The following is a 26,260-nucleotide window of genomic DNA, read 5'->3' as shown; positions in this document are numbered from 1 at the left end:
ACCCTGCTCATGCTTAGTTATCAATTTTTCATGTTTATTTAGAGAAGGGGCGATTGAATGCGTGCGGTAAACTGGAACAAAAAAGAAGATGATTTTAGTTTAATGTTTTGGAAGCAAAACATCGCTCAGTTTTGGACAGAAGAAGAAATCGCGGTATCTTCTGACAAAAATACTTGGGCACAATTATCAAAAGAAGAGCAGGTTGCTTATAAGCGTGTATTAGGTGGTTTAACACTTTTAGATACGAAACAAGGTGGCGAAGGGATGCCACTTGTACTTGTTCATCTTGAAAATTTACAAGCGAAAAGTGTATTAGCTTTCATGGGAGCTATGGAAGAAGTACATGCGAAGAGTTACAGTCATATTTTCACAACGTTAGCTACAGAAGAAGAAATTGATGATATTTTTGAATGGGTAGACAATCATCCATTACTTGAGAAAAAAGCTGGTATTGTTACTAGTTACTATCGTCGTTTATTAAAGCCTGAAGTAACGAAAAAAGAGTTATACATGGCAATGGTGGCAAGTGTATTCTTAGAAAGTTACTTATTCTATAGTGGATTCTTCTACCCACTTTACTTAGCAGGTCAAGGTAAATTGACGGCAAGTGGTGAGATTATTAACCTAATAATTCGTGATGAATCAATTCACGGCGTATTCGTCGGTATTTTAGCACAACAACTCTTCGCAGAACTTTCTGCAGAAAATCAACAAGAAGTGCAAAAAGAAACACAAGAGTTATTAATGGAACTATATGAAATTGAAATGGCATACACAGAAGAAATTTACACTTCTATCGGTCTTGTAGAGGATGTAAATCGTTTCGTTCGTTACAATGCGAATAAAGGACTTATGAACTTAGGACTTGAGCCGAAGTTTGAAGAAGAAGAAATTAACCCAATCGTTTTAAATGGTTTACGTACAGATACGAAAAACCATGATTTCTTCTCTGTAAAAGGGAATGGTTACGTAAAAGCAACGAACGTTGAAAAGTTAGCTGACGATGACTTCGTGTTTAATTTTTAATATATGATTATAAAGAAAAGCTGTCTTATTCCTTGATAAGACAGCTTTTCTTTATGATTTTGTTTACATAACACTATTATTTTTGTATAACGAGTTCTGTTTAAAAAGTTCTATCCAGCAAATGGATAGAACTTTTTTGTAATTAAATGGGTATTTACAAACTATTTGTATCGGTGTATTATTTAACTAGTACACCGATACAAAAGGAGGGAAGAAATGAAAATAGAGTTTTCTCCAAATACACCAATTTACATTCAGGTAATGGAATACATAAAAAAAGAAATCGTAACAGGACATTTATTGCCTGGTGATAAAATTCCCTCTGTACGTGAATTAGCGAGTGAATTACAAGTAAATCCAAATACGATTCAGCGTACATTTCAAGAGCTAGAACGGGATGGGGTTGTTGTAACGCGTAGAGGAATGGGACGATATGTAACGAATGAAGGGGAGAAAATTATGGAGCTGCGAAAAGAGATGGCGAAAGAATTACTTCATTCTTTTATAGATGGAATGGACAATTTAGGTTTTTCAGAAGAAGAAATTCTTACAATCCTTCGCTCTTCATTACATGAGAAGAGGGAGGAGAGCGAATGACAGAGTTATTAAAAATAGAAAACTTATGGAAGAGATACGGATTAAAAGCAGTGATCCGTGAATTAAACATAGAGATTACGGAAGGGAAAATTATAGGACTCGTTGGAGATAACGGGAGCGGGAAAACGACGTTATTGAAAATGATTGCCGGTCTGCAGCATCCTTCCGAAGGCAGTATTACAATCGCTGGTAAAAAGGTAGGATTAGAAACGAAAGAATTTGTTTCTTTTATGTCGGATAAACCAGTATTTGATGATTGGATGACGGTAAAAGATTCTTTATTTTTCTATCGAGATTTCTATAAAGACTTTGATATTCAAAAAGCGGTAGATACGATTGCGGAATTTAAAATACCGTTAGAAGAAAAAATTACAGCTTTATCAAAAGGTATGGTTGAAAAGCTACAAATTATTTTAACATTTTCGAGGAAAGCGAAGTTATACGTACTAGATGAACCGCTGGGCGGAATTGATCTTGTTTCTAGAGAACACGTATTAGAACTTATTTTACAGTTTTATCGCGAAGATTGTACCATTTTAATTGCAACACATTTAATTGGAGAAGTGGAAAATATTTTTGACGAAGTAATCTTTTTAAAAGATGGTGAAAGTGTACTGCATGAAAATGTAGAGGAATTACGTTTCCAACGAGGAAAAGCTGTTACGGATTTGTTTAAGGAGGTGTTTAGTAGATGAAGGCCAGTTTAATATATATGTACAATGCGAATAAAAAACAAATTTTTATTTCGTTATTGTCATTCATATTTATTGCAGCTGTCGCTTTTGTAAGTATGGGGAATTATATTAAACAAGAATCAGGAGAAGTAAGGCAAATGATTACAATTGCTTTAGTATTCTTAGTTTATTTAATTTTTGCGGTATTAGTATTTCTGCAGGCGATGTCTGCGTTTGGGAAAATGACTGAAAGTAAATTATTTCGGTTAACACCGATATCTGGTAAAAAAATTGTTTTAGCAATATTGTCATATGCAGCAATTAGCTTAATGTGTTTTGAATTAATAGGTGTTATGTTTTTCTATAGTATTTCGATGAAAGTAATAAAAGGTACAGAACTCTATGAATTGTTATTTACCGAAAGTACACTTACACTAGATATGGTAAAGCAGTTATTTAGTAGCGTGTTATATGTATTTAATTTATCAAGTATATTGTTAGTCTTACTATTTATAGTAGCTGGCGTTAAAGTATTTTCTTTGAAAAAGAAAAAAATGGAGTATGTAATTGTTTTCTTCTTATTTTTACTAATGACGAAAGTAATCAATATGATATATGAAATGTTAGGCGGATTTGCACCTACATCTGCTTTTATCAAAAAATTAGTTTATATAGATGAATCGACAGATGTAAATCTCATACTATATCCAGAAAAACTTATGAATGTATATAGTATTGCTTTTTCAATCGGTATATTTATTCTACTTGTTTATATAACAGGTCGCATAATCGATAAAAAACTAGAAGTCTAAAGGAGGAATCGACATTGGGAAACGTAGTAGTAAAGTTAGAGAATGTTCGAAAAAAGATTGGTGGAACGGAAATTATCCGCGGTTTATCATTTGAAGTTCGCGAAGGGGAAGTGTACGGGTTTCTTGGACCGAACGGTAGTGGTAAAACGACGACAATTCGTATGATGACAGGTCTTATATCAATGACAGAGGGCGATATTACAATTTGTGGTCATAGTATTCGCACGGAGCGTGAAAAGGCGCTAGAGCAAATTGGAGCGATTGTAGAAAATCCTGAACTATATGATTATATGACTGGAATGCAAAACTTAAAGCATTTTGCGAATATGGCAATTACACCAATTAGTAAAGAGCGCATTGCTGAGATTGTAAAGCTTGTTGAATTAGAGCATGCGATTCATAAAAAGGTGAAAACATATTCACTTGGTATGAAACAACGTTTAGGAATTGCACAGGCATTACTTCATCAGCCAAAAATCTTAATTTTAGATGAGCCGACAAATGGATTAGATCCAGCTGGTATTCGCCAAATTCGTGATTATTTACAACGTTTAGCGAAAGAAGAGAATATTGCTGTAATCGTATCAAGTCACTTATTAAGTGAAATTGAACTCATGTGTGATCGCGTCGTTATTATTAAGCAAGGTGAGTTTGTGCAAGAGTACAACTTACATGAACAAGCGAAACACGATGAGACAGTAGTTGTAGCGTTTGAAGTAGATCAAGTACAGAAAGCAAATGAAATCATTAAAGGTAAGACGCAAGGAAATGTAATTGCAGTATCCGTAATGAAAGAAGAAATCCCACAACTTGTAAAAAAACTTGTAAATGACGATGTGCTTGTATACGGAGTTACTGTTCAAAATAAAACGTTAGAGGATGAGTTCTTAGCGATTACAGGGGGAGTGAAAGCGTAATGTTTAAATTAATTCAAAATGAATTTTTAAAGTTACATGCGAAAAAAGGTATGTATATTTTAATTGGTGTCATTGCAGTATTGGAGATTTTGGGAGTTTTAGCGATGCTGAAATGGGGAGACGGAAGTGAATTTAAAGGATCATATTTAGATTTTGCAAGTTCAGAGATTGGTTTAATTACTTTGTTTGCAACAATTTTTGGGATTACAATTGCTTCTCGTATGATTACTGATGAGTTCCAAAAAGGTACAATTAAGCAGTTATTAATCCGTCCAAGAAAACGAATTACAGTTTTATTCTCTAAATATATTACAGTGTTACTTACTATAGTATTTATCATATTTGCTAGCACTTTAATTGCAATGATTATTGGTGGAATTGTAATGGATGGTAGTAAAACAGAATTAACGGTAGGAATCGTAATGAAATCTACTTTATATCAAGTACTTTCACCGTTCTTCTTTGCGACACTTGCATTTTTCTTAGCAAACGTGTTTAGAAAGTCCGTATTACCATTAATTATTACGATGTTCCTCTTTTTCTTACAAGGACCAATTAATATGGTACTGATGATGTTTGCAAAAGGTGTAGCGAAATTTGTAGTGTTTTTCCATTTAAATTTAAGTGTGTACGATAGTAATAAACTAGTAAGTGGTGGAACGGAACCAACATTTACAGAGTTTACATTTACAACTTCATTATTACTTGTAGCTGCATACTTTGTTGTATTACTTGTAGCATCAAGTGCATTATTCCAAAAACGTGACGTATTATAATAAAAGAAATCCCCGCTTGTAAAAACGGGGATTTTTATTACATAAATTTCTCGTAGATTTCAATTGAAAGAAAAGAATGATTACTATATATGTTGTTCAAAAGTGTTTGAGACAAACAGGAAGAATTTCAACTATATTCATATTATAATTTAGTTATCACACCATTTATTTTATTATCTTTGGGGGTGTTCTATATGCACTATGCATTTTCACGTATAAGACTACGTAGCTTTTTTGGATGGATGATTATAGGGGTGTTCCTTACGATGATCCCATTAGGTCTATCAAATGTTTCTGAGAATACGATGGAGGTTATTTCACAAATAACATTATTTTTTGTATTTCCGTTATTTTGGTTATACGTAAAAACAAATAAAAATAATGTTGTATTTAACAGTTTTTTTGATAAGCCAGGACGTTTACCGTGGGGATTAATTGTATTAGCAACGATAATGGGAATGATTTTTTCAGTTGGTATATCTCATATTCAATTTTACATATTAGCACATACGTTACCGAATTTCTTAGTTACTATGTTAGAAGACGGAAATGTTATTAACACGAGTAACGTATATATGACGATATTTACTTTCATTTCAGCATGTGTATTAGCACCTATTATGGAAGAGGTTATTTTTAGGGGATTCTTTTTACAGCGAATGGCTTATAAATGGGGAATTAAAAAAGCTGTAATTATATCTTCACTTATTTTTGGTTTAGGACATTTTGATGTTATTGGTGCGTTCATGTTTGGTGTTGTAATGTGTCTTTTATACATAAAGACGAAAAATATATGGACGAATATCGCTGTACATGCTCTAAATAATTTAATTGCAACAAGTATGCAATTTATAGGTGGAGAAGAGAGTAGCGCAATCTCAATTACTGAATTACAAGCGCAAAGTAATTTATGGATTGGTATTGGTCTGACAGTTGTTGGGTTACTTTGGTTAATTCCTTACGTTTGGAAACAATGGCGTACTGTAAAAGAAGTGGGTGTGCCACCAGTGCGCTTTATAAATGAGGAAAAAGTAGTGAGTGCATCACAAGAAAATGAAGTGTATAGTCAAGTAATTGTAACAGATAGACTGATGGCTGTAGAGCTACCAGATGAGGCTGTAAATAAGCTTCGATTAGAAGAAAATGATTATGTAACAGTATCTGTAGAAGAAGATAAAATTGTTATAAAGAAAGCACTTGGTAGATAATTAAAAAGTAGCTCCTAAAGAGCTACTTTTTAATTTGTAATAATTTCTACACGAAAATTATTACCGTTCTTTACATATTTAATATCTGTAACGATACGGACTGTTTTTAAAATCTCCACTTTTTCACCAATTCGAGGGATAGTGGGAACATTATCCCAAATGCCAAGCAAGTCGTCTAATTGTGCTGTTTTTTCATAAAACCAGATTTTCAATGTAAAGCCCCTTTCTCGAACTTTATGTATTTTAATACATAATATATTATTTTTATTCTTATTGTAAGGGGTTTTTTTGTGTTTTATGAATAAAAATAAATTAATCTTCTGGGAAGATATGTTCAATATCAGGAGTAAGAGATACTTCTGATAATACGATATGAGAAACTGTCGTTGCATATGAAGAAACATCATTGATAAAATCTTCAAGTTCAACGAGTGAAGGAACAGAAATTTTTACAATGTAGCATAAGCTTCCTGTTACTCGGTAACAAAAACTTGCAGATGGATAAGACTGAATAAACTGTTGCATACGTGTTGTATCACCATTTTTTAAAGTGATTTCTAAAATACAATCTAAAACAAGTCCTGCTTTTTTATAATCGATATCGATTGTGTACTTTTGAATAACGCCTTCACTTTCAAGTTTGCGAACACGTTCTGCAGTAGACGGAGCAGATAAGTTTACTCGTTTCGCCAATTCACGCATGGAAAGGCGACTATCATTATATAATTCATTTAAAATCTTTCGATCGACACGGTCTAGTTGCATTTGTAAATATACCTCCAGTAAAATAATAATTTTTGTAAAGTAAAAATATAAATTAAGATTCATATGAAATGTAAAGTGAACTTTATTTATTTTACAATAAAACGGAAGGAAATAGGAGGGGAAATGATGGAGAGAATTTCATTATCAAATGTAGGAGTTACAAAGTTTCAAAAGTTATTAGGGCATAATCCAGATCTATTACATTCATGGAGTATGGTAGAGAATACACTGTATAGTAAAGGAACTCTGTCGGCAGAGCTAAAGGAGCAAGTAAGAAGAACATTAGCGTACGGGAATGAATGTCCGTACTGTATGGCAAAGGGAAGACCTGATGATATGCAAAAGGTAGAAGAAATGAGTGTAGCAGTTACTTTTGCACATACATTTGTTCATGATAAAAAGGCAATAGATGATAATATGTTTCATGCATTGAAACAATATTGGACGGAAAAAGAAATTGTAGAGCTTTGCGCTTATATTTGTTTTATTACTGCGTCACAACAACTTGGTTTTCTGTTTCAATTACAGCCGAATGAAGGAGAAAATGATGACTAATCAAATAGCACTTATCATAATTGATGTACAAAAGGCGTTTCAGTTACCATACTGGGGCGAGAGAAATAATCTTTTTGCTGAAGAAAACATGAGAATGTTATTAGCAGAATGGAGAAAAAGGAAACGACCAGTTTTTCATATTCAACATGTAAATAAAGAAAATGCTCAATCGATGTTTTATGAAGGAGCGGAAACGGTGAACTTTAAAGAAGAGCTGAGGCCATTACCAGGTGAAGTGATTATTCAGAAATCTGTTAACAGCGCGTTCATTGGGACAAATTTAGAAGAGCAATTAAGAGAGAACAAATGTAATGCAGTAGTGGTTGTAGGATTAACGACAAATCATTGTGTGGAGACTACGACACGAATGGCAGGAAATTTAGGATTTACAACGTCTTTAGTGAGTGATGCAACGGCTACTTTTAACCGTAAAGGTCTAGATGGTAAAGAGTATAATGCAGAGGATATTCACAATATGACACTTGTAAATTTACATGAAGAGTTTGCTACGATTGTAACGACAAAAGAAGTATTAAAATTATTTTAAGAAAATAATTGCGAATTATGTAGAAAAAAATAAGAATATTTCGTATAATCTAAGTACAATCATTTTGAAATAGGGGTGGCATCATATGGAGCAAATTCCGGTAAAGAGAATAGAAGAAGTACTTGTTGTAGCAGGGGACGATAAACAGAAGCAAAAGGAATTTTATGAATTGCTCTTATCTACTGAGTTTTATGTTGCTGGTTCACTAGAAGCAGAGGACGGTGCAACAGAAGGAATACTTCGTTTGCGTCATTTCCAAGGAGAGGGTAGATGGATCGTTCCGTTCTTTACACAAATGGAATTTGTAAAAGACGTGTTGCCAGAAGGAACGCCCCTTATTACGATACGTGGAAAAGAATTATTTGGTAGCATTGAGAAAGATGCTACAGCAGTATTAAATGTTGGTACTGATATAAGTAAAACATTTACTCCAGAAGAAGTTGCAGATATCGCATCTGGACGAATTTTTAATTATTATAAATAAAAGGAAAAGCGGAATCGCTTTTCCTTTTTAATTTGAATACGGATTGGCTACGCCAGAAGAAATAGAGAGTGTTTTATTATTTGTATTTATTGTCGCTGTAGCTCCAAGAGGAATCCCGATGTTTGGGCTTATATGTCCAATCGGTAAACCGAATAGGACAGGTATATGATATGGTGCGAAATATTCATATAGTATTGTTTGCAATGATTGAGATGGTTTAGAAGGAGTGCAGTCGTGACAACTTGTAAAAATAACACCGCTACATTCATTAAACTTTCCAGATAAAAGTAGCTGATTTAACATACGGTCAATGCGATACGGTTCTTCCCCAATGTCTTCAAGCAACAAAAGTTTATTAGCCGTATTTATCTCATAGGGTGAGCCAATTATACTCGTTAATACAGTTAAATTCCCTCCCGCCAATGTGCCTGTAACTGTACATGGAGAGGTAGGTACGATACATTCTGAAGCAGATAAGATGGTTGAATACGGATGGAATAGTTGATTGAAAGAAGATAAAGAAAGAGAATCTACACCTTTACCTAATTCTTCAACCATTGGACCATGAAAAGTAACAAGCTTTGCATAACGTGAAAAGGCAGTATGTAAAGCTGTAATATCGCTATATCCCCAAAAGATTTTTGGATTCTGCTGAATGATTTCATATTGAATGTGAGGGAGGAGACGAGCACTTCCGTAACCACCTCGTGCACAGAAAATGGCCTTTACTTCATTATTTGTAAATGCTTCATGTATATCATCGAGACGAACTTGATCACTTCCAGCTAAATATCCATATTTCTCATAAACACTCTTCCCGATTATTACAGATAAACCCATTTCTTGTAATAGGGTTACCCCTTTTAATACATTTTCAATTGTTGGTGGGCCGGACGGTGCAATAACCATTACTGTATCACCTTGTTGTAACGCATTTGGATATATCATTGTTTTTAGCCTCCTTCCCTTTCAATATATTCGCTTCCTATGAAGTTCAACCCTTGTAAAAGGAGGGGAAAGTTTGTCAAATAAAGAAGATATAAGGGGAATAGGAGGAGAAATGATGTTTACAAGTCGCGTAACAGATCTATTACAAATTAAGTATCCCATCATTCAAGCAGGTATGGCAGGTGCGATTACGACGCCTGAGCTTGTTGCAGCTGTAAGTAATAGCGGAGCACTAGGAACGCTTGGAGCAGGTTATATGAGCCCTGAGCAAATTCGTGAAGCGATTTATAAAATAAGGGAACGAACAGATAAGCCTTTCGGTGTTAATTTACTGTTAACGAAAGAGATACAGATAGAAGAAGAGAAAGTAAACTTGGCAAAGGTATTACTTAGCGGAATGAATAGAGAATTCGGTATAGGGGAAGAAGAGGCGATAAAACTCCCCAAAAGCTATAAAGAACAATTACAAGTGTTAATAGAAGAAAACGTACCAGTCGTTAGCTTTGCATTTCAAACGTTAGAAAAAGAAGAAATAGATGACTTAAAAAGAAGAGGAATAAAAGTCATCGGAACAGCTACTCATGTGAGAGAGGCGAGGGTACTTGCTGAATTAGGAGTAGACATTATTGTTGGTCAAGGTAGTGAGGCAGGAGGGCATAGAGGAACGTTTATTGGGAAAGAACAGGACGCTATGATTGGGACGTTTGCATTAATTCCGCAGTTAGTAGCGGCAGTCCCGCATATCCCAATTGTAGCAGCAGGTGGTGTAATGAACGGACAAGGGCTTGTTGCGGCATTTACACTGGGGACAGAAGCTGTTCAAATGGGATCAGCCTTTTTAACGAGTAAAGAAAGTATTACGCATGATGTGTATAAAGAAGCAGTGTTACGTAGTACAGATACGAGTACAACTGTGACCCGTGCGTTTTCCGGGAAATATGCGCGGGGTATTCGTAATGAATTTATAGAGAGACATGAAGGGAAAGAAGAAGGGCTTCCGATGTATCCAGTGCAAAATGTATTAACCTCTAAAATACGCCAAGAAGCAGCAAAACAAAATAAAGGAGAATACATGTCGCTTTGGGCAGGGCAAGCGTCATCATTAGCACGAATAGAATCAGCTCAGCATGTAGTGGAGCGAGTTATGAAAGAAGCAGAGAACGTAATCGAACAATTACAAAATATATATAGAAAAAGACCACTTGAATAATTCAAGTGGTCTTTTCATTAGTTTGCTTTATAAAATTGTTGGATGGCCTCATCGATATAAACCCAGCCTTTCCAACCTAAGTGCATATGATCTTTTAAGAAGTATTTATCATACTCATGATTTGAGAAGTCGGCAATTGGATAGCCAGCTTTCTCAATTTGCTCATGAACTTTCTTGTAGTACAATTCGCGACGTTCTTTCGGGAAGCCAGCGTAATCGTACCAAGGACCTTTTACAGGAACAGAAATGAAGAGTGGTTTTGCACCAGATTGTTTTAATAAATCAAGAACAATTTGTAAATCTTCATATTCTGGCGATTGATCATAAGCATCATTTTTTAAGTAGCCTTCACGTTGCTTTAACTTCTTCTTAATTTTGCTATTGAAGTAATCATCTTCGATACCATATTCGTTAGATCCTGATTCTACTGCACCAGTTTGATCTGCATGTTTACGAGCTTCTTCCCAATTCATTTGTTTTAATGAAGGGTCAAGTTTTTCTTTATGCGGTTTAATATCAAACATTGCTGTAAATAAATCTTTACGATCTAAAATGTTACGATAAATATAAGCGAAAGGTTTAGCAGCAAGTGCTTTTACTTTATGCTTTGTATCATCATAAACGATACCTTCAAGCGAAATTTTTAGTAAAGTTTCTTTCTTAACGATCTCAAAGTTTAATAAACGTTTTGCAATTTGCTTTTTCATTTCAGGCTTTAAGTCATCATTGAAAAGTAAGTGATAGCCTTGTTGTTTTGAAAAGTTAGGTGCAAAGTGTGTTTCATCAATACCTTGTGGTACAAACCATTGAGGAGAAAGAACAAATACCATTTTCTTATCTTTCAATTGATCCATTGTAGATGCAAAGTTTAACACATGTACAAGGTCTTGTGTTCCTCCGCGTCCAAGAAGGAATGGTGTGAACCCTTCAGGCTTTACTTTGAAATAATTTGATGGATGGAAAGCATCCATACGTGCGAATTCCGATGAACCGTACATCGGAAGGTATTTCGGGTCTGCTAACATCTTTTGCTGTAATATCATACTTTGAATCTTTTCTTCTTTTAAAGAAGTGGCAGCTTGTTCTACTTTTTCATCACTTAAAAGTGGAAGTAGGAAGCGCGTTGGAATAAGTAAGAATACAGCAAAAAGGGCCAATGCTAAAAGCATCGGACCAAATTTTGCTTTGTTCATCGGATTTCTTCCAACTTCTTAATAACCATGTTTGGTGTAGCCCACTCGTCACGGTCAAAATCAGAAATAGAAACTTCAATATCTAAACGCTCTTGGAATTCAACTAATAAAGATACTACAGCGAAAGAATCAAGAATACCTTCTTCAAATAATTGAACATCTAAGTTTTCTTTCACAATATCGTTTTCACATACTTCTTCTAAAATATCTAATACTTGCTCTTTAAATTCTGCCATTTTTAAAATCTCCTTTATATCCGAAATATATTATATGTGCAACTTCTTACTAATATAAGAAGGGTGCATTAAAAGTATCTGTTAAGGTGTCCAGAGAAAATTAGGAAACCGAAACATACAACGTGGAACGTAATTACAATCGCAAGGACGTGTGTAAATTTATTGTTTGGCCAAAACTTATGCTTTTTGTTTTTGCGTTCGAAAATATCGAATAAAATAAACAGTGCGGCATGATAGAGACCATAAATAACATATTGCGCAACAGCACTTCCTTGGATGTGCCAAATTCCCATGATGAAAAAGTTTAAAAATGCACCGATATACGAAATTGTGTAGCGGTTTTTAATTAACTTTTTCTTCGTTGCAAAAAAGACGAAACGCATGTAAATAAAATCACGGAACCAGAATGATAAACTCATGTGCCAGCGGTTCCAGAAGTCTTTAATATTACGACTAAGGAATGGCTTATTAAAGTTTTCTGGCGTTTTAATTCCCATCATGTAACTGATACCAATTACGAACGCACTATAACCTGCAAAGTCAAAGAATAATTGCATGCTAGTAGCGTACATAAAAATCGTATTAGATAAAAGTGTATCTTGATTGGCGAATACTGCCTTTACAAGATATGTTGTTATCAAGTGCGCAATTATAAATTTATACAGAAAACCTTGGAAAATACGGTTAAGCCCTGTATATAGTAACTTTTGATATTCCTCAGCGCTAGGTGGCTTTTGGATATCTTTTTGGAATCTACGGTAACGATCGATAGGTCCACTTGAAATCGCAGGGAAGAATAAAACGAATTCCCAGAAATTAAAGAAGGAAAGTTCTTTAATTAAATTATCACGAACTTCAAAGACCATTTGTACTGCTCTAAATGTTACGTAAGACATACCTGCGAAAACAATAAAATGTAATTCAGGCACAAATGGTGCGATTTTTGCCAAAATAAGTGGCAAAATCGATAAAATAACAGCTATACAAAACATGAATGTACTATTATTTTGTTTTCTTAAAATTAAATAGCCTTTAATTAGGGCATATTGCCAAATAATAAATGCGGCTAACATAATCGCTTGCTTCGGTTTATCCGAGAAGATAATAGCAATCATGACTAATGTTAAAACGGCATTATATTTACGCAACATTTTACCTTTTAATCCAGCTATGATAGTAGGTATTAATAAAATGCCCACTATAGCGAAAAAATAAAATGATCCATATGCGGTCATGCTGTAACCTCACTCAATAATTTTTTGCGATCTACCTTTCCATTTGGTGTCATTGGAATAGAAGATTGATACATGAATTTACGTGGAATCATGTAGTTTGGTAATCGCTCATTGAGTTCTTTTTTGATTGCAGATGTTAATTTGAATTCTTTTTCAAATGAATGTTCGCCAGGAACAACAACCGCTAATAAATAATCGTATTTCTCACCTTTTTTAATTGGAACGATAACTGCTCCTTCTACGTAAGAACACGCACGAAGATGATGCTCAATTTCTTCTAATTCCATTCGATAACCATGCAGCTTAATTTGGAAATCAAGACGACCATTATAGAATAGAAGACCATTTTCAACATAGCCAGCATCGCCCGTTTTATAGGCGCGCTCACCGTCAATCATAGTAAATGCTTTTTCTGTTAATTCAGGGCTTCCTAAATATCCAACGCTTACGCTTGGACCGACAATTACGATTTCACCTTTTTCACCATCAGGTGCAATGGTGCCATCTTCTTTCATAATAAGAAGGCGGCAGTCTGATTTACAGTAGCCAACTGGAAGTGATTTGTATTGATCAAGCACTTCTTCTGTAACGTGAATACCTGTTACAGCGACAGTAGCTTCTGTTGGACCGTACGTATTCATAATTGTCGCTTTCGGGAAACGCTCAATTAATTTTCTAGCTACTTCATTTGGTAACACTTCACCGCAGAATAAGAATGTTTTCATGTTCGGTAGCATACTCTCAGAGAAAGATGCTTCCATTAAACACATCTCTGCGAAAGATGGTGTTGAAGTCCATACTTGTATATCCGATTGCTCTAAAGAAGCAAACAAGTCTTTTGGACGTGCAATCATATCTTTATCGATTGCCCAAAGTGTACCACCTGTTACTAAGGATGGGTAAATATCCATGACAGATAAATCGAATGAGAAAGGTGCTTGGTTTAAGAATACTTGTCCTGTTTGTAAGTTGAAATCTTCTACAGCCCATTTTGTAAAGCTTACAAGGCAGTTATAAGTAATCTGAACCCCTTTCGGATTACCTGTGCTTCCTGATGTGTAAATAATGTAGAAGTTCTCATCACCTTTTACCGCATGTTCAGGATTTGGAGTGTTCCCTTTATGAGTAAAGAAAATATCTTTTAAGTTGTCTTCACTTACAATGCGAACTGGTAAATCAGTTACAGTTACTTCAGTTCCTGATAAAAGTAGTTTCGCACCAGAATTTTCAGCGATACGTTGTACACGATCAGCTGGGATAGATAAATCTACAGGAATATAAGCGTGTCCAGCTTTTACACATCCTAAAAAGTTAATAATCATTTCAGGTTGCATATGGCCATACACCATAATTGGTGAACGATCATCTGGATACGCAGAAGAAATCCAATGTGCTAACGCATCAGAATCTTCCTTTAATTGTTTGTACGTAATTTTCGCATCTCGCCAAACAAAAGCAGTTTGATCAGGCGTTTCAATAGCCCACTTTTCAATTTGTTCTAATAACTTCATAACGTTCCCACCCTAAAATTCGTTGTAAATAAATGTACTTGTGTTTGTATCATGGAATCCATACAACCAAAGTAATGCAAATAAAATTGCAAGGTAATAAACCGTCTTTGCAACCCATTGTGTGAGTGGTCGAGACCATATCTCTTTTAATCTTTCCATGTCTTTCCCTCTCTTAATGAAATGATAGCTCTTTGTAGGTATCATGTCCTACATTATTGTGAAAAAAACAAAATTCCACATTTTAGGTAAAAATAAGTCAAAAGGCTCTTTTCTGATATTAGCACTAAATACTAAAAAAGAAAATCCCTAACTTAGCAATTATATTACATTCAGCATGAATTTGTAATGGGTTTGACATGTAAATAGGAAGTGGATTGTGTGAATGTATAAAAGTGGTCTGGGAGAATGTATAGAAATGTAATATTCGTTTGAGTTTTTCATAGTTAATGTATGAATTGTTAAAGTTTCATAAGAGGAGGAATTTCTGATGAAGAGGATGTGGAAGGATCTTATTTCAGAAGAAAACATTATTAAATGGAGACAGCATTTTCATAAATATCCGGAATTATCATTTCATGAAAAAGAAACTTCACAATTTATATATGATACATTATGCTCATTTTCTTCTTTTGAAGTAACGAGACCGACGAAGTATAGTGTACTAGCAATTAAAAGAGGGACGGGACAAGGGAAAGTAGTTGCGATTCGAGCTGATATAGATGCTTTACCAATTCAAGAGGAGACAAGGAAATCTTATACGTCTGTGAATAAAGGAATGATGCATGCATGTGGGCATGATGCTCACGCAGCTATTTTGTTAAGCACAGCAGAGGTGCTATCAAATATAAAGGAAGATTTCGTAGGTGAGATTCGTCTCTTCTTTCAGCACGCAGAAGAGGTGTATCCTGGCGGGGGACAAGAAATGGTTGAGGCAGGCGTGATGGATGGTGTTGATTATGTAATAGGTTTACATGTTATGTCTGGATTGGAGAGCGGGAAAATCGGAATTGCGTATGGACCGATGATGGCGGCACCGGACGTATTTACAGTTGAAATTCAAGGGAAAGGAGGGCATGCGGCGAGGCCAGAAGAAACGATAGATCCTATTGCTATCGGAGCGCAGATTATTACAAATTTACAACATATCGTATCAAGAAATACAAGTGCTTTTATGCAAAGGGTCGTTTCAGTTACGCAGTTTCATGGGGGAATGGCTGATAATATTATTCCTAATGCAGCAACTTTAATGGGAACTGTGCGTTCTTTTAATCAAGCGTTAAGAATAGAAGCAGAAGAGAAAATTGAGCAAATCGTGAACGGAATTACAAAGGCACATGGAGGAAAGTATACATATACGTATCGATACGGATATGATCCGGTTATTAATAATGAATATATTACGAAAGTAGTAGAAGAAAGTGCACTACATTTGTTTGGGAATGAGCGTGTTGTAAAGCTTGAACCTTCTATGGGAGGAGAAGATTTTTCAGCATATTTAAGAAAGGCACCGGGTTGTTTCATTAAATTGGGGACGGGGAATGAAAAGGTAGATACTTGTTATCCGCATCATCATCCGAAATTTGATGTAGATGAATCAGCTTTAATTTATGGAGTGGAATTATTTTTAGAGACAGCGATAAGACTACTAAAATCATAGAAAAGTATAAAAAAAGGCAACTGCGCTCTATCGCAGTTGCTTTTATTTCTTTCCGTCAGAGAGGGCTGAGAAAGAACTATGCTCATTTATAGTATATGAATAGCTAACGGACAAGCTTGTACATTTTAATCATTTTTTTAAAAATAGTTATTGACATTGATAATCACTGTCAATTAATCTAAGGGTAGTTGAAATTGATAATTATTATCAATAGGATGGATGAGACATGTTAATGAGAAAAAAATTTCACCTTCTGCGGAGGGGATTAAAAGATAAAAATAAAGATGTTGATCAGCATATGGAATGGCAACGAAATGTAATTCGTTCTGAATATGTAGATGAGAAGAGTCCGCTTCCAACAGAAAAAGAGATACAAGGTAAAAGGAGAGATTCAGTTGAGTAAGTTAGTAATGATTTTTGCAAGTATGAGTGGAAATACAGAGGAAATGGCTGATCATATTGCAGGTACAATTCGTGAAACAGAAAATGAAATTGAAGTTATCGATATTATGGATTCACCAGAAGCTTCTATACTAGAACAGTATGATGGAATTATTTTAGGTGCTTACACTTGGGGAGATGGTGACCTTCCTGATGATTTCTTAGATTTTTATGATGCAATGGATTCTATTGATTTAACCGGGAAAAAAGCAGCAGTATTCGGATCATGTGATTCGGCTTATCCGAAATACGGCGTGGCGGTTGACATTTTAATAGAAAAGCTACAAGAGCGCGGAGCTGCAATTGTGTTAGAAGGACTAAAAGTAGAATTAACGCCAGAAGATGAAGATGTAGAAAAATGTTTACAGTTTGGAGCTGAATTTGTAAAACACCTTTCTTAATGGCAGAAGGGAGATGAAGAGCAAGTGCATGAGAAAATCGCAATCAAAACGATGACAGATTATCATTTGTATGATTTTATGCGTTGTCCGCATAAATTTTATTTCCGTCATATAAAAAGAAGAGAACCTTCTTCATTTGAATGGCAACAAATCGCACAAATGATTGTGAATCGAATTATTAATGAATATTACACACTACCTGCGGGCCAACAAACGAAAATCGTACTTTTAATATTAATAGAAAAGTATTGGAAAAAAGTAAGGATTAATATGTTTGCTTCAAAGACGGAGTATTATATTGTGTTAGCGAAGTTAACGGATCACTTATTACAGTTTGTTGAAAGAGATGATAGTCAGACACCGCCGTTATTTTTATATGAAAAATTTCAAACATATATGGAAGAGTTAGGTGTCCACATGTCATTGACATTAGAAGTTGGTGAGTGGAGTACTGAGTCGTTTGTAATTAAAAAGTATGTTGTCGATGCGGATGAGGAAATGCTTGCTCTTTGTCAAAAGTTAATGACAGTATTCAGTTATAAAGCTTTTGGAATTCTTCCCGGAAAAATTGAAGTTATTAATTTAATAGAAGGAACTAAGTATGAGTACATTCCGAAACAGGAAGATATTATAACTGGAATGGCTGATTTGTCTAGAATGAAAGAAATGTTACAACAACCTGAGCATTATACAGAGCGTCATTTTCGTTCTGAGTGTATGAGTTGTGCGTTTCGCAGGGAATGCCAAGGGGAAGAAGTAAAGAAAGAAGCGAAGCAGAAGAAAAATATCGTACATTAAAGAATGCAATTTTGCATCCTTTTTTGTTATTGACATGAAAAGCTTTTCATCATTTACCGTATATTTGTAGCAAATTTTAATAAAGGGAGGAATAATCAATGGAAGATGAAACGAAAGTATTTCAATGGTTAAAAGAACAGAATGCTCCTTTTGGAATTCAACTGCAAATTTTACAAGCATTTCAACTGTATCAAGTCATTGTTGAAATGGATAAAAAGTTAATGATGTATGAGGAGAGAGAATATCGGGAGAGAATGTAATGTCATCCCTGTAGTATTACTTTCAGTTGTTCAGTACCTTCTAGGAATTTAAGTTCATTCTTTGTTTCAAAGTTATAAATCATATTATGTAGTAAAGGACTGTATTGATAAAAGGTCGTGATGCGGTGAATGAGTAATGGATCATGGTGTGAAATAAGCGTACTGTATTGTTCATATACTGATGTAGTAAATTCATGTCCGAAATCATAATATAGCCCAGCAAAATCAAAGGCGGGATCTCCAATTTGAGCATCACCAAAATCGATAATACCTGAAATGGTTTTATTTTGGTGATCAAATAAAATGTGATGATGTGTAAAGTCAGCGTGAATAATGGTATTTTGAAAAGTGGATGTATCGATACATGTAAAGAAATTCTCGAATAAACAATTTAACGCTGATTTCTGGTATGAAGTAAGACTATTGGTAAGATATTGAGTTAATTTTGTTTGTAGCTCTTTCCAGTAGGTAAGTGTTTTTTCTGTAGGGAATTCTAATGCCTTCACAAGCTTTAAAGGAATACTATGTAGAGCCGCAAGGAAAGTCGCTAATTGTGTAATAATTACTCCAAGTTCTTTTTTCTCTAGCTTGGTAACTATTTCTTTTTTAAACGGTTCACCATGAATGAGAGTATAGTAACTACAAAGTGGAAAAGTATCAGCATCATTTTTATATAATAGGTGATACTTTGGAACCTCGATTTCTTGTAGCAAATGAGAGAGAATTATGCACAGTTCTTTTTCTAAAGGAATTCGCATTGCATATTCCTGTTTTCGCGGGAAACGAAACAGTAGCTCATCATTTACTATAACTGCTACATTATCCCATCCTTCTTCATTTTGTTTATATGAATGTATAGAAAGATTAGGCAAAGCTTCTTTTATATACTGTTTGTAAGAGTCCATAATTGTTCCTCATTTCTAAGTTAAGTTATTCTACTTTATGATATCAGAATTTTCTTTCTATATGTTAAAATATAACTATCATTATGAAGAAGGTCGGGAGTATTACGAAGAAAAGACTATTCCTCATTTCTCTATGTATCGCTTTTGGATTGTTTTGGTCATATAAAGAAGAGGTTTTTGCTAGCTTTAAACCGATTGATCAGTACGGATTAAATAATGAATTAAAGAACAAAAGTATAGAAACTTTAACTCATAATGAAATGAAAAAGGTAGGAGAACATTTTGTGACAGAGCAATTATCAGTGTTTGAGCTTAATAATAAAGAAGATATGAAACGAAAAGGTGAAGAACTATTTGTAAATAGAGGGTATGAACAATTAATAGGAAATTATTATCCAAATCGGTTTCGGGATTTAGAGTATAGATTTACAAACGAGGACATACGTGAAGTGACGGATGAAAGTTTTCGTTATCAAACTGCAGCGTACGTTGCGGGTACTGAAAATGGTAAGAGAAGCGAAATGAAATTGAATTATGAAATAAAAATTGTAAAGGTTAATAATATATTTAAGGTGTTAGAACAAAAACAGTATGTACAATAAAGTGAAACATGAATGAGTGCTACAAATAGCGGATAAAAAAATCCCCCAGTTCTTTGAGGGATTTTAAAGGTTTTCATTTTGTTGACCAAGTTCTTTTTGAGCAATATATAAATTTCCTTGCTCGACTTGTTTTTGAGTAAGAACAGAATCACCTGCATACCCTTTTTCTGTTTTCACAGTTCTTTTTGAACGATTGGAATTTTGTTTCTTCATATAATAGACCACCTTCCATCAAAAATAAACGAAAATGATGAGTACGAGTAACACAGCGGCAAAAATGGTAATGCCCATTAAAAACGAGGTGTTTTTATTTTTAGGTGGCTTATGTACATCTTGTCGATATCCAGGTGAAATTTCAGGGGCGAATTCTTCATCGAATGATTGCTTTTTTTCTTTTTCGTCCATATGTATCCACCTTTCTTTTTCATTATGTTATACGTTCAAAGAAAAAATATGCATAAAGAAAACCGCCCCTCTATCGTGAGCGGCGGTTTTCTGTTGTATATTTTTTTTGAACTTGAAAGAGACGGACAAGAAGGAAGGTGGCGCCAAATGCTAGACCGATAATAAGACCGATCCAATATCCTTTTGCTGCCCAGTCAGTGTAAGTTGCTAATATGTAACCGAGAGGGAGACCTATTACCCAATAAGCGATTAATGTCATAATTAAGGAAACATTTACGTCTTTATAACCACGTAGTGCCCCTTGTACAGGAGTTGCAATTGCATCTGAAATTTGAAATAAAATCGCAAATATAAGAAATTCTTTTGCTAAATGATGAACTTGTATATCTGTCGTATAAATAGAAGCAATTTCATCATCAAAGAAGTAGAGAAGAATTGAATATAATAGGGCAAATGCAAGTGCTAAGCCAATCCCGATAAATCCATATTGTTTTGCGTTATTGTATCGCTTTGCTCCAACTTCGAATCCAACAGCGATGGTCATTGCCATTGCTAAACTTAAAGGAGTCATATATAACAAGGAAGCGAAGTTCATAGCTGCTTGATGAGCTGCGATTGTTGTCGTACTAAAATTACTCATCATAAGTGTCACTGCAGCAAAAATACTCGTTTCAAAAAAGATAGCAAATCCGATAGGGACGCCAAGTTTTAAGAATTCAGTCCAACTCGAAAGAGAAGGACGATATAATTGTTTAAAGATATGGAAAGATGCGAAAGGTTCTTTCGTACGAATAATAATAACGGTAATAATTAAAATGCACCAATAGGTTGCCGCAGAAGCAATTGCCGCTCCAACACCACCGAGTTTTGGAAAACCGAAATGACCAAAAATTAATACATAATTTAATACTACGTTAATTGGTAATGATAGTAATGTAATGATCATCGTTGTGCGAGTTTTTCCTAATGCATCAATAAACCCGCGTAAAACAGTGTAAGTAAATAAAGGGATAATTCCAATTGCAATAATACTTAAAAATTGTGCCGCAATACGTTCCACAGGTTCTTCCAGGCGCATGCCGTTTAAAATAGGTGAAACAGCGAAGAAACCGATAAGGATGACCACGAAACTAGCACAAATTGCTAAATATACTGCCTGTATGACAACTTGGGGAACATCCTCTTTTTTCTTGGATCCAATGAGCTGTGCAATAATTGGAGTGGTAGCCATTAAAATTCCTGTTAATCCGGTACTAACGGGAAGCCATATACTTGTTCCGATAGCAACACCCGCTAAATCAATAGGACTTGCGTGCCCTGACATTGTCGTATCGAAAAAACTCATTGCAAATAATGACATTTGCGTTACGAAAATCGGGAAAAATAGTAATACAAATTGCTTTAATTTTTGTGAGAATGAATTAGTTTCTTTCATAAAATCCCCTTTCCGCTAAAAAAACAAACTCTTACTATCATACAATTTAATCAAAAAATAGAAAAGAAATACGCGCATACAACATGTACAATCAATAAAAAAAGGATGCACTTTAAAAGGGGATAAGGTATTATGATAAGGTGTGAAAAATTACATATTCGTTATTAAGGAGGCACTACTCGTGGCTGATTGGTTAATTGGAATAATCATGGGAGCTGTTGAAGGTTTAACAGAGTTTTTACCAGTTTCATCAACAGGACATATGATTTTAACAGGTCATTTACTTGGATTTGACGACGAGAGAGCGAAAGTTTTCGAAGTTGTTATTCAATTGGGATCGATTTTAGCAGTTGTTGTTATATTTTGGAAGCGCCTATGGTCTTTAGTAGGTATAGGGAAAGTAACAGACGGACCATCGTTAAATTTATTACATATTATTATCGGGATGATTCCTGCCGGCGTACTTGGCGTATTGTTCCATAGTGCGATTAAAGAAGTTTTATTTGGGCCAGGCCCAGTTGTCATCAGTTTAGTGGCCGGTGGTATTTTAATGATTGTTGCTGAGAAGTTTTCGAAACCAAGTACAGCAAGAACATTAGATGAAATCACATATAAGCAAGCTTTTACAATTGGAATGTTCCAATGTTTAGCGCTTTGGCCAGGATTTTCTCGTTCTGGTTCTACAATAAGTGGTGGTTTATTAGCTCGCGTGTCACATACAGCGGCGGCTGAATATACATTTATTTTAGCAGTACCAATGATGGTAGCTGCAAGTGGTTTAGATTTAATTAAAAGCTGGGATATATTAAGTACGGCTGATATCCCATTATTTGCAACAGGATTTATTACAGCATTCGTTGTTGCGATGCTTGCAATTGTTTCATTCTTAAAATTATTAGCTCGTGTAAAACTAACACCGTTCGCTTACTACCGTTTCATTTTAGCTGCGGTATTCTATTTCTTCTTCATTATGTAATAAAAAACTGCCGAGTTCGGCAGTTTTTTTATTTTACTACTTTTTCCATCATGCTTTCCATTACATGTTCCCAAAGAGAAGTATCATCAGCTAATGTAGCACGGAAATTAGCATACATTTCTTTTTGTTTCTCTTCGAATGTTGGATCTTCTTCTTCAGGCAATGTAGCGCGCATTGAAGTTACTAACTCTTGTACTTTCGGAGCGCGTGGTCCCCAAACGGCTTGTTCATTTCCATCTTTATCAATGAAAATAAAAATTGGAATGGCACGTGCTGTTCCATTTGTTAAATATTGATCCATTAATTCTAAGTTTTCATCGCGAATTAATAATCTCATATCAATATTTGCAACTTCAGAAATTCGTTTCATAACAGGTACGCATAAAAGAGCGTCACCACACCAATCAGCTGTTAATACGATAACACGCCAGCCATCATTTTGGCGTTCTTCTAATACAGGAAGTAATTCATTTGGAATTAAAAAGTTATTGTAAATGTGCAGTAGCTCGTATTGATTTACTTTCATTTCATTCACATATGTATCAAAGGACATACCTTTATCAGCCCATTGTTGTAAGTTCATAAGTAACACCTCTTTAGTATGATTTGTTTTCATTGTACCAATTTTTATATAGAAAAGCTTGTATTCTTACTCCTTCTTGTCACTTAATAATTTATTTAATAGGAAAAGGAATAGTACGATACATAATTCAGCAATGTTGGACAGTTGAACACTCTCTATCCAATCGTCGGCAGTATGAATGACGAACCAATCTAGCGTAATTTCAATGATTGCAAAAAGAGTAATAGCCAGCCAACTTGGCATATTTTTTGTCATTGGATATAGCAACGCCTTGAGGAAACCGAAGGTAAAGAATGTAATACCGTCTAAGAAAGTGATTAATAAAAAAAATAGAAGTAAAGCAGTACGTGATCTATACTCTATACCTGTAATATGAAAGATTCCTACATATACAAAGAATATAAATGCAAAAATTATAATGAGAAACAGAATAACAAAACCAATAATCAAAGTCTTATCTTTTAGATTGAGATTAGAAAATTTGTCTTCTTCACTCACTATTCCATCTCCTTTTTCTGGAAAATTAATTTTATTGTATCATGAAATGTATATTAAAAAACTACGAATTATGGGAAAATAAGGTGACAAAAAGTAAGATTTCATGTAAAATTATTAATAAGGTTTTTATTTAACTAAATGAAATAAAAGGGGCTGTCAAAATTGTCTCAAAATCGAGAGCAATTAATGGAAGAACTATCGACAAATGTTTTTGCTATGTTTCGCACGTTGCGTAATGATATTGGAAAAATATTTGGTGGTTACATACCGTGGAATGAGTTCATCGTCCTTAGAATATTGAACCGTACGAATAAAGAAATGGTATCACGTGTAGCTAATGAGTTAAATGTGTCGAATAGTCATATTACAGCTGTTACAGAAAAATTAATTAATAAAGGCTTTGTAACCCGTTCACGTTCTACGTCAGATCGCAGAGTTGTATATTTAGAGATTACAGAGCAAGGGAAAGATTTGGTTGCAAAAATGGAAGGGGAGAAAAAGAAATATTTACAAGAAAGATTCTCCGCACTTTCAGAAGAAGAAATGAATATAATGATATCAATTTCTAAAAAACTTATTTAATTCATTACAAGTAAGAAAACGCTTACGTAATAAAGGAGAAGACCTTCCCTATGTGAGGAAGGTCTTCTTTCGTATGTAAAAGATTATAAAAAAGAAAATATGTAACATACTATTAATAAAGGAAGGGGGCAGAAATATGACAAATCGAAATGGTAGTAAAGGAAGCGGAAATCAAGGCTCACCAAAATCAGGGCAATTTCAGCAAGAGTTTAGTGCGGAATTTGAGACTGGTAATGATAACAAAGGAAAAGAATATCGTTCGAAAAAAGGAAGTAAATCAAAAAAGGAGTGAATCATTTCACTCCTTTTTTGATTTAAGATGCTGCAGATTGATCCGTATTATATTTTTCTTCTGATTTTGCGACGATCATTGCGCAAATTGCATCACCGGAAATATTTACAGCTGTTCGTGACATATCTAGAATGCGGTCAATACCGATAATTAAGGCAATACCTTCTACCGGTAGATTTACTTGATTTAAAACCATCGTAAGCATTACAAGTCCAACACCTGGTACACCAGCAGTACCGATACTAGCTAGTACAGCAGTTAATACGACGACAGCTAATTGGGACATAGTAAGCTCAACTCCGTATACTTGAGCGATAAACACAGTTGCTACACCTTGCATAATGGCAGTACCATCCATATTAATCGTTGCACCCAGTGGTTGTACAAAAGAACTTATCGCTTTTGGAACACCAAGTTTTTCTTGTGCTGTTTTCATTGCAAATGGAAGAGATGCATTAGAGCTAGATGTACTAAACCCAATTGCCATTACCGGTCCGAAATGTTTAAAGAAACGGACAATGCTTTCTTTTGCTAATACCTTTAATAATCCGCCATACACGAAGACGCCGTGAATAATAAGTACTAGCATAACGACAATCATATACTTGAACATCGCAGCGACGCCTGCAAGACCCATTTTACCAACGGATGAAGCGAGCAATCCAAATGTTCCGATTGGAGCTAATTTCATAACGAGATTAACAAGATACATCATTAATTCGTTGCCCTGTTCAAGTAATGAATGGATACCTTGAACCCGTTTTCCTAAAATAGCTATACCGAGTCCGATTAATACGGCAAAGGCAATAATTTGTAACATGTTTCCATCAGCCATCGCTTTTGCTGGGTTATCTGGTACGATATTTAGCAATGTATCGACGAAAGATGTTTCGGTTTTTGCCCCTTCATATTTAAGCCCTTCGGTTTTAAAGTTACCGCCAGATCCTGGTTGTATAATCAGTGCAAATGTAACTGCAATAGAGATGGCAACGGCTGTAGTTACAAGAAAGAATGAAATTGATTTTAAGCCGATTCTTCCAAGTTGTTTCGGGTTTCCAAGCCCAGCAGAACCAAGCACGATAGAAATGAATACAACAGGAACAACTAGCATTTTAATGAGGCGAATAAACAATTGACCAAGTGGATTGAACACATATTGATTTAATGGTTCAAAAATGGATGGTGCAGCTAAATTTAAAGTGAGTCCGACAACTAAACCGAGAAATAATGCGATTAAGATTGCTTTTGTTTGTTTCAATAAAACCCCCCCTTTATTTTTGTAAAATTACTTTCTACATTAATTGTACAAAAAAAACCACCTATTTTGACAGTATTTTCTGAATATTTTGTATAAAAATATGTATTTAAATATAGATTGATTTTGCTAAAGTAAGCAAAAAAGTTGGGGAATCTAGTTAGAAAACAAAGTAGACCATCACATAAGATGGTCTAGGGAAGGGGACAATTTATGTCAATTTAATTAGGGATGGAAGCCATTCAAAGACACTGGGGAATGTCTTATAAATTAGGGAGGAACAGCTTCGATACATATACTATAAAAGGTAGATGTGACCAGGGTGTGAATATAGAGTGAAAGAGAGAGGGAGTTTTAAATAGAAGATAGAGTAAACAAAAAATAAGACCATCACATAAGAGATGGTCTAGGGAAGGGGACAATTTATGTCAATTTAATTAGGGATGGAAGCCATTCAAAGACACTGGGGAATGTCT

35 protein-coding genes are annotated in these 26,260 nt (G+C 34.7%); 20 read left to right on the top strand and 15 right to left on the bottom strand.

Features of this window, described 5'->3' with window-relative positions:
• Nucleotides 1-57: 57 nt before the first annotated feature.
• The 7 genes from nrdF to MKO96_RS07775 all read left to right on the top strand — a co-directional run bounded on the left by nrdF (nt 58) and on the right by MKO96_RS07775 (nt 6,010).
• Complete coding sequence (gene nrdF / locus MKO96_RS07805; RefSeq protein WP_240587163.1) at nt 58-1,026, top strand: class 1b ribonucleoside-diphosphate reductase subunit beta; 969 nt, start codon at nt 58-60, stop codon at nt 1,024-1,026.
• A 216-nt stretch (nt 1,027-1,242) separates the two neighbouring features.
• Nucleotides 1,243-1,623, top strand: a complete 381-nt coding sequence (locus tag MKO96_RS07800) for a GntR family transcriptional regulator (RefSeq protein ID WP_000687513.1) — start codon at nt 1,243-1,245, stop codon at nt 1,621-1,623.
• Nucleotides 1,620-2,318, top strand: coding sequence for an ABC transporter ATP-binding protein (locus MKO96_RS07795; RefSeq protein WP_240587162.1), 699 nt, complete (start codon nt 1,620-1,622; stop codon nt 2,316-2,318). The genes MKO96_RS07800 and MKO96_RS07795 overlap by 4 nt, the downstream gene beginning before the upstream one ends.
• Nucleotides 2,315-3,109: an ABC transporter permease gene (locus tag MKO96_RS07790; protein ID WP_087979901.1), complete on the top strand. Its 795-nt coding sequence runs from the start codon at nt 2,315-2,317 to the stop codon at nt 3,107-3,109. The genes MKO96_RS07795 and MKO96_RS07790 overlap by 4 nt, the downstream gene beginning before the upstream one ends.
• A gap of 14 nt (nt 3,110-3,123) precedes the next feature.
• Nucleotides 3,124-4,026, top strand: a complete 903-nt coding sequence (locus tag MKO96_RS07785; protein WP_000528799.1) for an ABC transporter ATP-binding protein — start codon at nt 3,124-3,126, stop codon at nt 4,024-4,026.
• Entirely contained in the window at nt 4,026-4,802 is a 777-nt protein-coding gene (locus MKO96_RS07780) for an ABC transporter permease (protein WP_000475441.1), read from the top strand. Before MKO96_RS07785 ends, MKO96_RS07780 begins: the two co-directional genes overlap by 1 nt.
• A 194-nt stretch (nt 4,803-4,996) precedes the next feature.
• Nucleotides 4,997-6,010, top strand: a complete 1,014-nt coding sequence (locus tag MKO96_RS07775; protein WP_240587161.1) for a CPBP family glutamic-type intramembrane protease — start codon at nt 4,997-4,999, stop codon at nt 6,008-6,010.
• Nucleotides 6,011-6,039: 29 nt separating this feature from the next.
• Here the strand turns inward: MKO96_RS07775 and MKO96_RS07770 are convergent, their stop codons facing one another.
• Together MKO96_RS07770 and MKO96_RS07765 are read right to left on the bottom strand one after the other, a co-directional pair.
• On the bottom strand, nt 6,040-6,222 hold the full coding sequence (locus MKO96_RS07770) for a DUF3913 family protein (protein WP_000707104.1): 183 nt from the start codon (nt 6,220-6,222) through the stop codon (nt 6,040-6,042).
• A gap of 100 nt (nt 6,223-6,322) precedes the next feature.
• Nucleotides 6,323-6,775, bottom strand: coding sequence for an Lrp/AsnC family transcriptional regulator (locus MKO96_RS07765; RefSeq protein WP_001175492.1), 453 nt, complete (start codon nt 6,773-6,775; stop codon nt 6,323-6,325).
• Nucleotides 6,776-6,838: 63 nt separating this feature from the next.
• On the opposite strand from MKO96_RS07765, the gene MKO96_RS07760 reads away from it, so the two are divergent.
• From MKO96_RS07760 to MKO96_RS07750, 3 genes are all read left to right on the top strand, one after another.
• Nucleotides 6,839-7,330, top strand: coding sequence for a carboxymuconolactone decarboxylase family protein (locus tag MKO96_RS07760; RefSeq protein ID WP_097857431.1), 492 nt, complete (start codon nt 6,839-6,841; stop codon nt 7,328-7,330).
• Complete coding sequence (locus tag MKO96_RS07755) at nt 7,323-7,877, top strand: cysteine hydrolase family protein (RefSeq protein ID WP_240587160.1); 555 nt, start codon at nt 7,323-7,325, stop codon at nt 7,875-7,877. The genes MKO96_RS07760 and MKO96_RS07755 overlap by 8 nt, the downstream gene beginning before the upstream one ends.
• Nucleotides 7,878-7,962: 85 nt before the next feature.
• Entirely contained in the window at nt 7,963-8,361 is a 399-nt protein-coding gene (locus MKO96_RS07750) for an SseB family protein (RefSeq protein WP_087979904.1), read from the top strand.
• A 27-nt stretch (nt 8,362-8,388) separates the two neighbouring features.
• On the opposite strand, the gene MKO96_RS07745 is transcribed toward MKO96_RS07750, so the two are convergent.
• Nucleotides 8,389-9,309 (bottom strand): S66 peptidase family protein, encoded by a 921-nt coding sequence (locus tag MKO96_RS07745; protein ID WP_087979905.1) that lies wholly within the window; start codon nt 9,307-9,309, stop codon nt 8,389-8,391.
• Nucleotides 9,310-9,424: 115 nt separating this feature from the next.
• Between MKO96_RS07745 and MKO96_RS07740 the strand changes: the two genes are divergently transcribed.
• On the top strand, nt 9,425-10,519 hold the full coding sequence (locus MKO96_RS07740) for an NAD(P)H-dependent flavin oxidoreductase (RefSeq protein ID WP_240587159.1): 1,095 nt from the start codon (nt 9,425-9,427) through the stop codon (nt 10,517-10,519).
• Between the two features lie 17 nt (nt 10,520-10,536).
• Here MKO96_RS07740 and dltD read toward each other — a convergent pair whose 3' ends face one another.
• From dltD to MKO96_RS07715, 5 genes are all read right to left on the bottom strand, one after another.
• Nucleotides 10,537-11,712 (bottom strand): D-alanyl-lipoteichoic acid biosynthesis protein DltD, encoded by a 1,176-nt coding sequence (dltD, locus tag MKO96_RS07735; protein ID WP_048544965.1) that lies wholly within the window; start codon nt 11,710-11,712, stop codon nt 10,537-10,539.
• On the bottom strand, nt 11,709-11,948 hold the full coding sequence (dltC, locus tag MKO96_RS07730) for a D-alanine--poly(phosphoribitol) ligase subunit DltC (protein WP_000807310.1): 240 nt from the start codon (nt 11,946-11,948) through the stop codon (nt 11,709-11,711). The genes dltD and dltC overlap by 4 nt, the downstream gene beginning before the upstream one ends.
• A gap of 68 nt (nt 11,949-12,016) precedes the next feature.
• Complete coding sequence (gene dltB / locus MKO96_RS07725; protein ID WP_087979907.1) at nt 12,017-13,183, bottom strand: D-alanyl-lipoteichoic acid biosynthesis protein DltB; 1,167 nt, start codon at nt 13,181-13,183, stop codon at nt 12,017-12,019.
• Nucleotides 13,180-14,694, bottom strand: a complete 1,515-nt coding sequence (gene dltA, locus MKO96_RS07720) for a D-alanine--poly(phosphoribitol) ligase subunit DltA (RefSeq protein WP_000770515.1) — start codon at nt 14,692-14,694, stop codon at nt 13,180-13,182. Before dltA ends, dltB begins: the two co-directional genes overlap by 4 nt.
• 12 nt (nt 14,695-14,706) lie before the next feature.
• Nucleotides 14,707-14,853 (bottom strand): teichoic acid D-Ala incorporation-associated protein DltX, encoded by a 147-nt coding sequence (locus tag MKO96_RS07715; RefSeq protein WP_000440293.1) that lies wholly within the window; start codon nt 14,851-14,853, stop codon nt 14,707-14,709.
• Nucleotides 14,854-15,181: 328 nt separating this feature from the next.
• Between MKO96_RS07715 and MKO96_RS07710 the strand changes: the two genes are divergently transcribed.
• The 5 genes from MKO96_RS07710 to MKO96_RS07690 all read left to right on the top strand — a co-directional run bounded on the left by MKO96_RS07710 (nt 15,182) and on the right by MKO96_RS07690 (nt 18,251).
• Nucleotides 15,182-16,351: an amidohydrolase gene (locus tag MKO96_RS07710; protein ID WP_240587158.1), complete on the top strand. Its 1,170-nt coding sequence runs from the start codon at nt 15,182-15,184 to the stop codon at nt 16,349-16,351.
• Nucleotides 16,352-16,583: 232 nt separating this feature from the next.
• Entirely contained in the window at nt 16,584-16,754 is a 171-nt protein-coding gene (locus MKO96_RS07705; protein WP_170960728.1) for a hypothetical protein, read from the top strand.
• Nucleotides 16,747-17,193: a flavodoxin gene (locus tag MKO96_RS07700; RefSeq protein WP_240587157.1), complete on the top strand. Its 447-nt coding sequence runs from the start codon at nt 16,747-16,749 to the stop codon at nt 17,191-17,193. The genes MKO96_RS07705 and MKO96_RS07700 overlap by 8 nt, the downstream gene beginning before the upstream one ends.
• Before the next feature lie 24 nt (nt 17,194-17,217).
• Nucleotides 17,218-17,991, top strand: coding sequence for a hypothetical protein (locus MKO96_RS07695; protein WP_048561412.1), 774 nt, complete (start codon nt 17,218-17,220; stop codon nt 17,989-17,991).
• A gap of 98 nt (nt 17,992-18,089) precedes the next feature.
• Entirely contained in the window at nt 18,090-18,251 is a 162-nt protein-coding gene (locus tag MKO96_RS07690) for a hypothetical protein (protein WP_087979910.1), read from the top strand.
• Nucleotides 18,252-18,253: 2 nt separating this feature from the next.
• Here the strand turns inward: MKO96_RS07690 and MKO96_RS07685 are convergent, their stop codons facing one another.
• Nucleotides 18,254-19,156 carry an aminoglycoside phosphotransferase family protein gene (locus MKO96_RS07685; protein ID WP_087979911.1) on the bottom strand — a complete coding sequence of 301 codons (903 nt, stop codon included), beginning with the start codon at nt 19,154-19,156 and terminating at the stop codon, nt 18,254-18,256.
• Between the two features lie 83 nt (nt 19,157-19,239).
• On the opposite strand from MKO96_RS07685, the gene MKO96_RS07680 reads away from it, so the two are divergent.
• The gene (locus MKO96_RS07680; RefSeq protein ID WP_240587156.1) at nt 19,240-19,758 is read left to right on the top strand and encodes a biotin transporter BioY; all 519 of its coding nucleotides are present in this window, start codon (nt 19,240-19,242) and stop codon (nt 19,756-19,758) included.
• Nucleotides 19,759-19,821: 63 nt separating this feature from the next.
• Here the strand turns inward: MKO96_RS07680 and MKO96_RS07675 are convergent, their stop codons facing one another.
• From MKO96_RS07675 to MKO96_RS07665, 3 genes are all read right to left on the bottom strand, one after another.
• Nucleotides 19,822-19,971 (bottom strand): hypothetical protein, encoded by a 150-nt coding sequence (locus MKO96_RS07675; protein ID WP_000744621.1) that lies wholly within the window; start codon nt 19,969-19,971, stop codon nt 19,822-19,824.
• 18 nt (nt 19,972-19,989) lie between these two features.
• Complete coding sequence (locus MKO96_RS07670) at nt 19,990-20,163, bottom strand: hypothetical protein (protein WP_000343557.1); 174 nt, start codon at nt 20,161-20,163, stop codon at nt 19,990-19,992.
• Nucleotides 20,164-20,233: 70 nt separating this feature from the next.
• Nucleotides 20,234-21,598: an MATE family efflux transporter gene (locus tag MKO96_RS07665; RefSeq protein WP_240587155.1), complete on the bottom strand. Its 1,365-nt coding sequence runs from the start codon at nt 21,596-21,598 to the stop codon at nt 20,234-20,236.
• 181 nt (nt 21,599-21,779) lie between these two features.
• On the opposite strand from MKO96_RS07665, the gene uppP reads away from it, so the two are divergent.
• Nucleotides 21,780-22,574: a bacitracin resistance undecaprenyl-diphosphatase gene (gene uppP, locus MKO96_RS07660; RefSeq protein ID WP_087979915.1), complete on the top strand. Its 795-nt coding sequence runs from the start codon at nt 21,780-21,782 to the stop codon at nt 22,572-22,574.
• Between the two features lie 28 nt (nt 22,575-22,602).
• Here uppP and MKO96_RS07655 read toward each other — a convergent pair whose 3' ends face one another.
• Together MKO96_RS07655 and MKO96_RS07650 are read right to left on the bottom strand one after the other, a co-directional pair.
• A complete protein-coding gene (locus tag MKO96_RS07655; RefSeq protein WP_240587154.1) occupies nt 22,603-23,190 on the bottom strand; it encodes a thioredoxin family protein in 588 nt (195 codons plus the stop codon).
• Between the two features lie 33 nt (nt 23,191-23,223).
• Complete coding sequence (locus tag MKO96_RS07650; RefSeq protein WP_240587153.1) at nt 23,224-23,655, bottom strand: YrvL family regulatory protein; 432 nt, start codon at nt 23,653-23,655, stop codon at nt 23,224-23,226.
• Nucleotides 23,656-23,817: 162 nt separating this feature from the next.
• Between MKO96_RS07650 and MKO96_RS07645 the strand changes: the two genes are divergently transcribed.
• Nucleotides 23,818-24,237 (top strand): MarR family winged helix-turn-helix transcriptional regulator, encoded by a 420-nt coding sequence (locus tag MKO96_RS07645; protein ID WP_000081442.1) that lies wholly within the window; start codon nt 23,818-23,820, stop codon nt 24,235-24,237.
• Between the two features lie 136 nt (nt 24,238-24,373).
• Nucleotides 24,374-24,529, top strand: a complete 156-nt coding sequence (locus MKO96_RS07640; protein ID WP_000184931.1) for a hypothetical protein — start codon at nt 24,374-24,376, stop codon at nt 24,527-24,529.
• A gap of 22 nt (nt 24,530-24,551) precedes the next feature.
• Here MKO96_RS07640 and MKO96_RS07635 read toward each other — a convergent pair whose 3' ends face one another.
• A complete protein-coding gene (locus tag MKO96_RS07635) occupies nt 24,552-25,787 on the bottom strand; it encodes a dicarboxylate/amino acid:cation symporter (protein ID WP_240587152.1) in 1,236 nt (411 codons plus the stop codon).
• Between the last annotated feature and the right edge of the window lie 473 nt (nt 25,788-26,260).

Source organism: Bacillus sp. ES1-5, assembly GCF_022487605.1.
Classification (GTDB): domain Bacteria; phylum Bacillota; class Bacilli; order Bacillales; family Bacillaceae_G; genus Bacillus_A; species Bacillus_A wiedmannii.
Note: the sequence above shows the minus strand (reverse complement) of the source record. Positions and strands in the feature narration are given on the sequence as shown.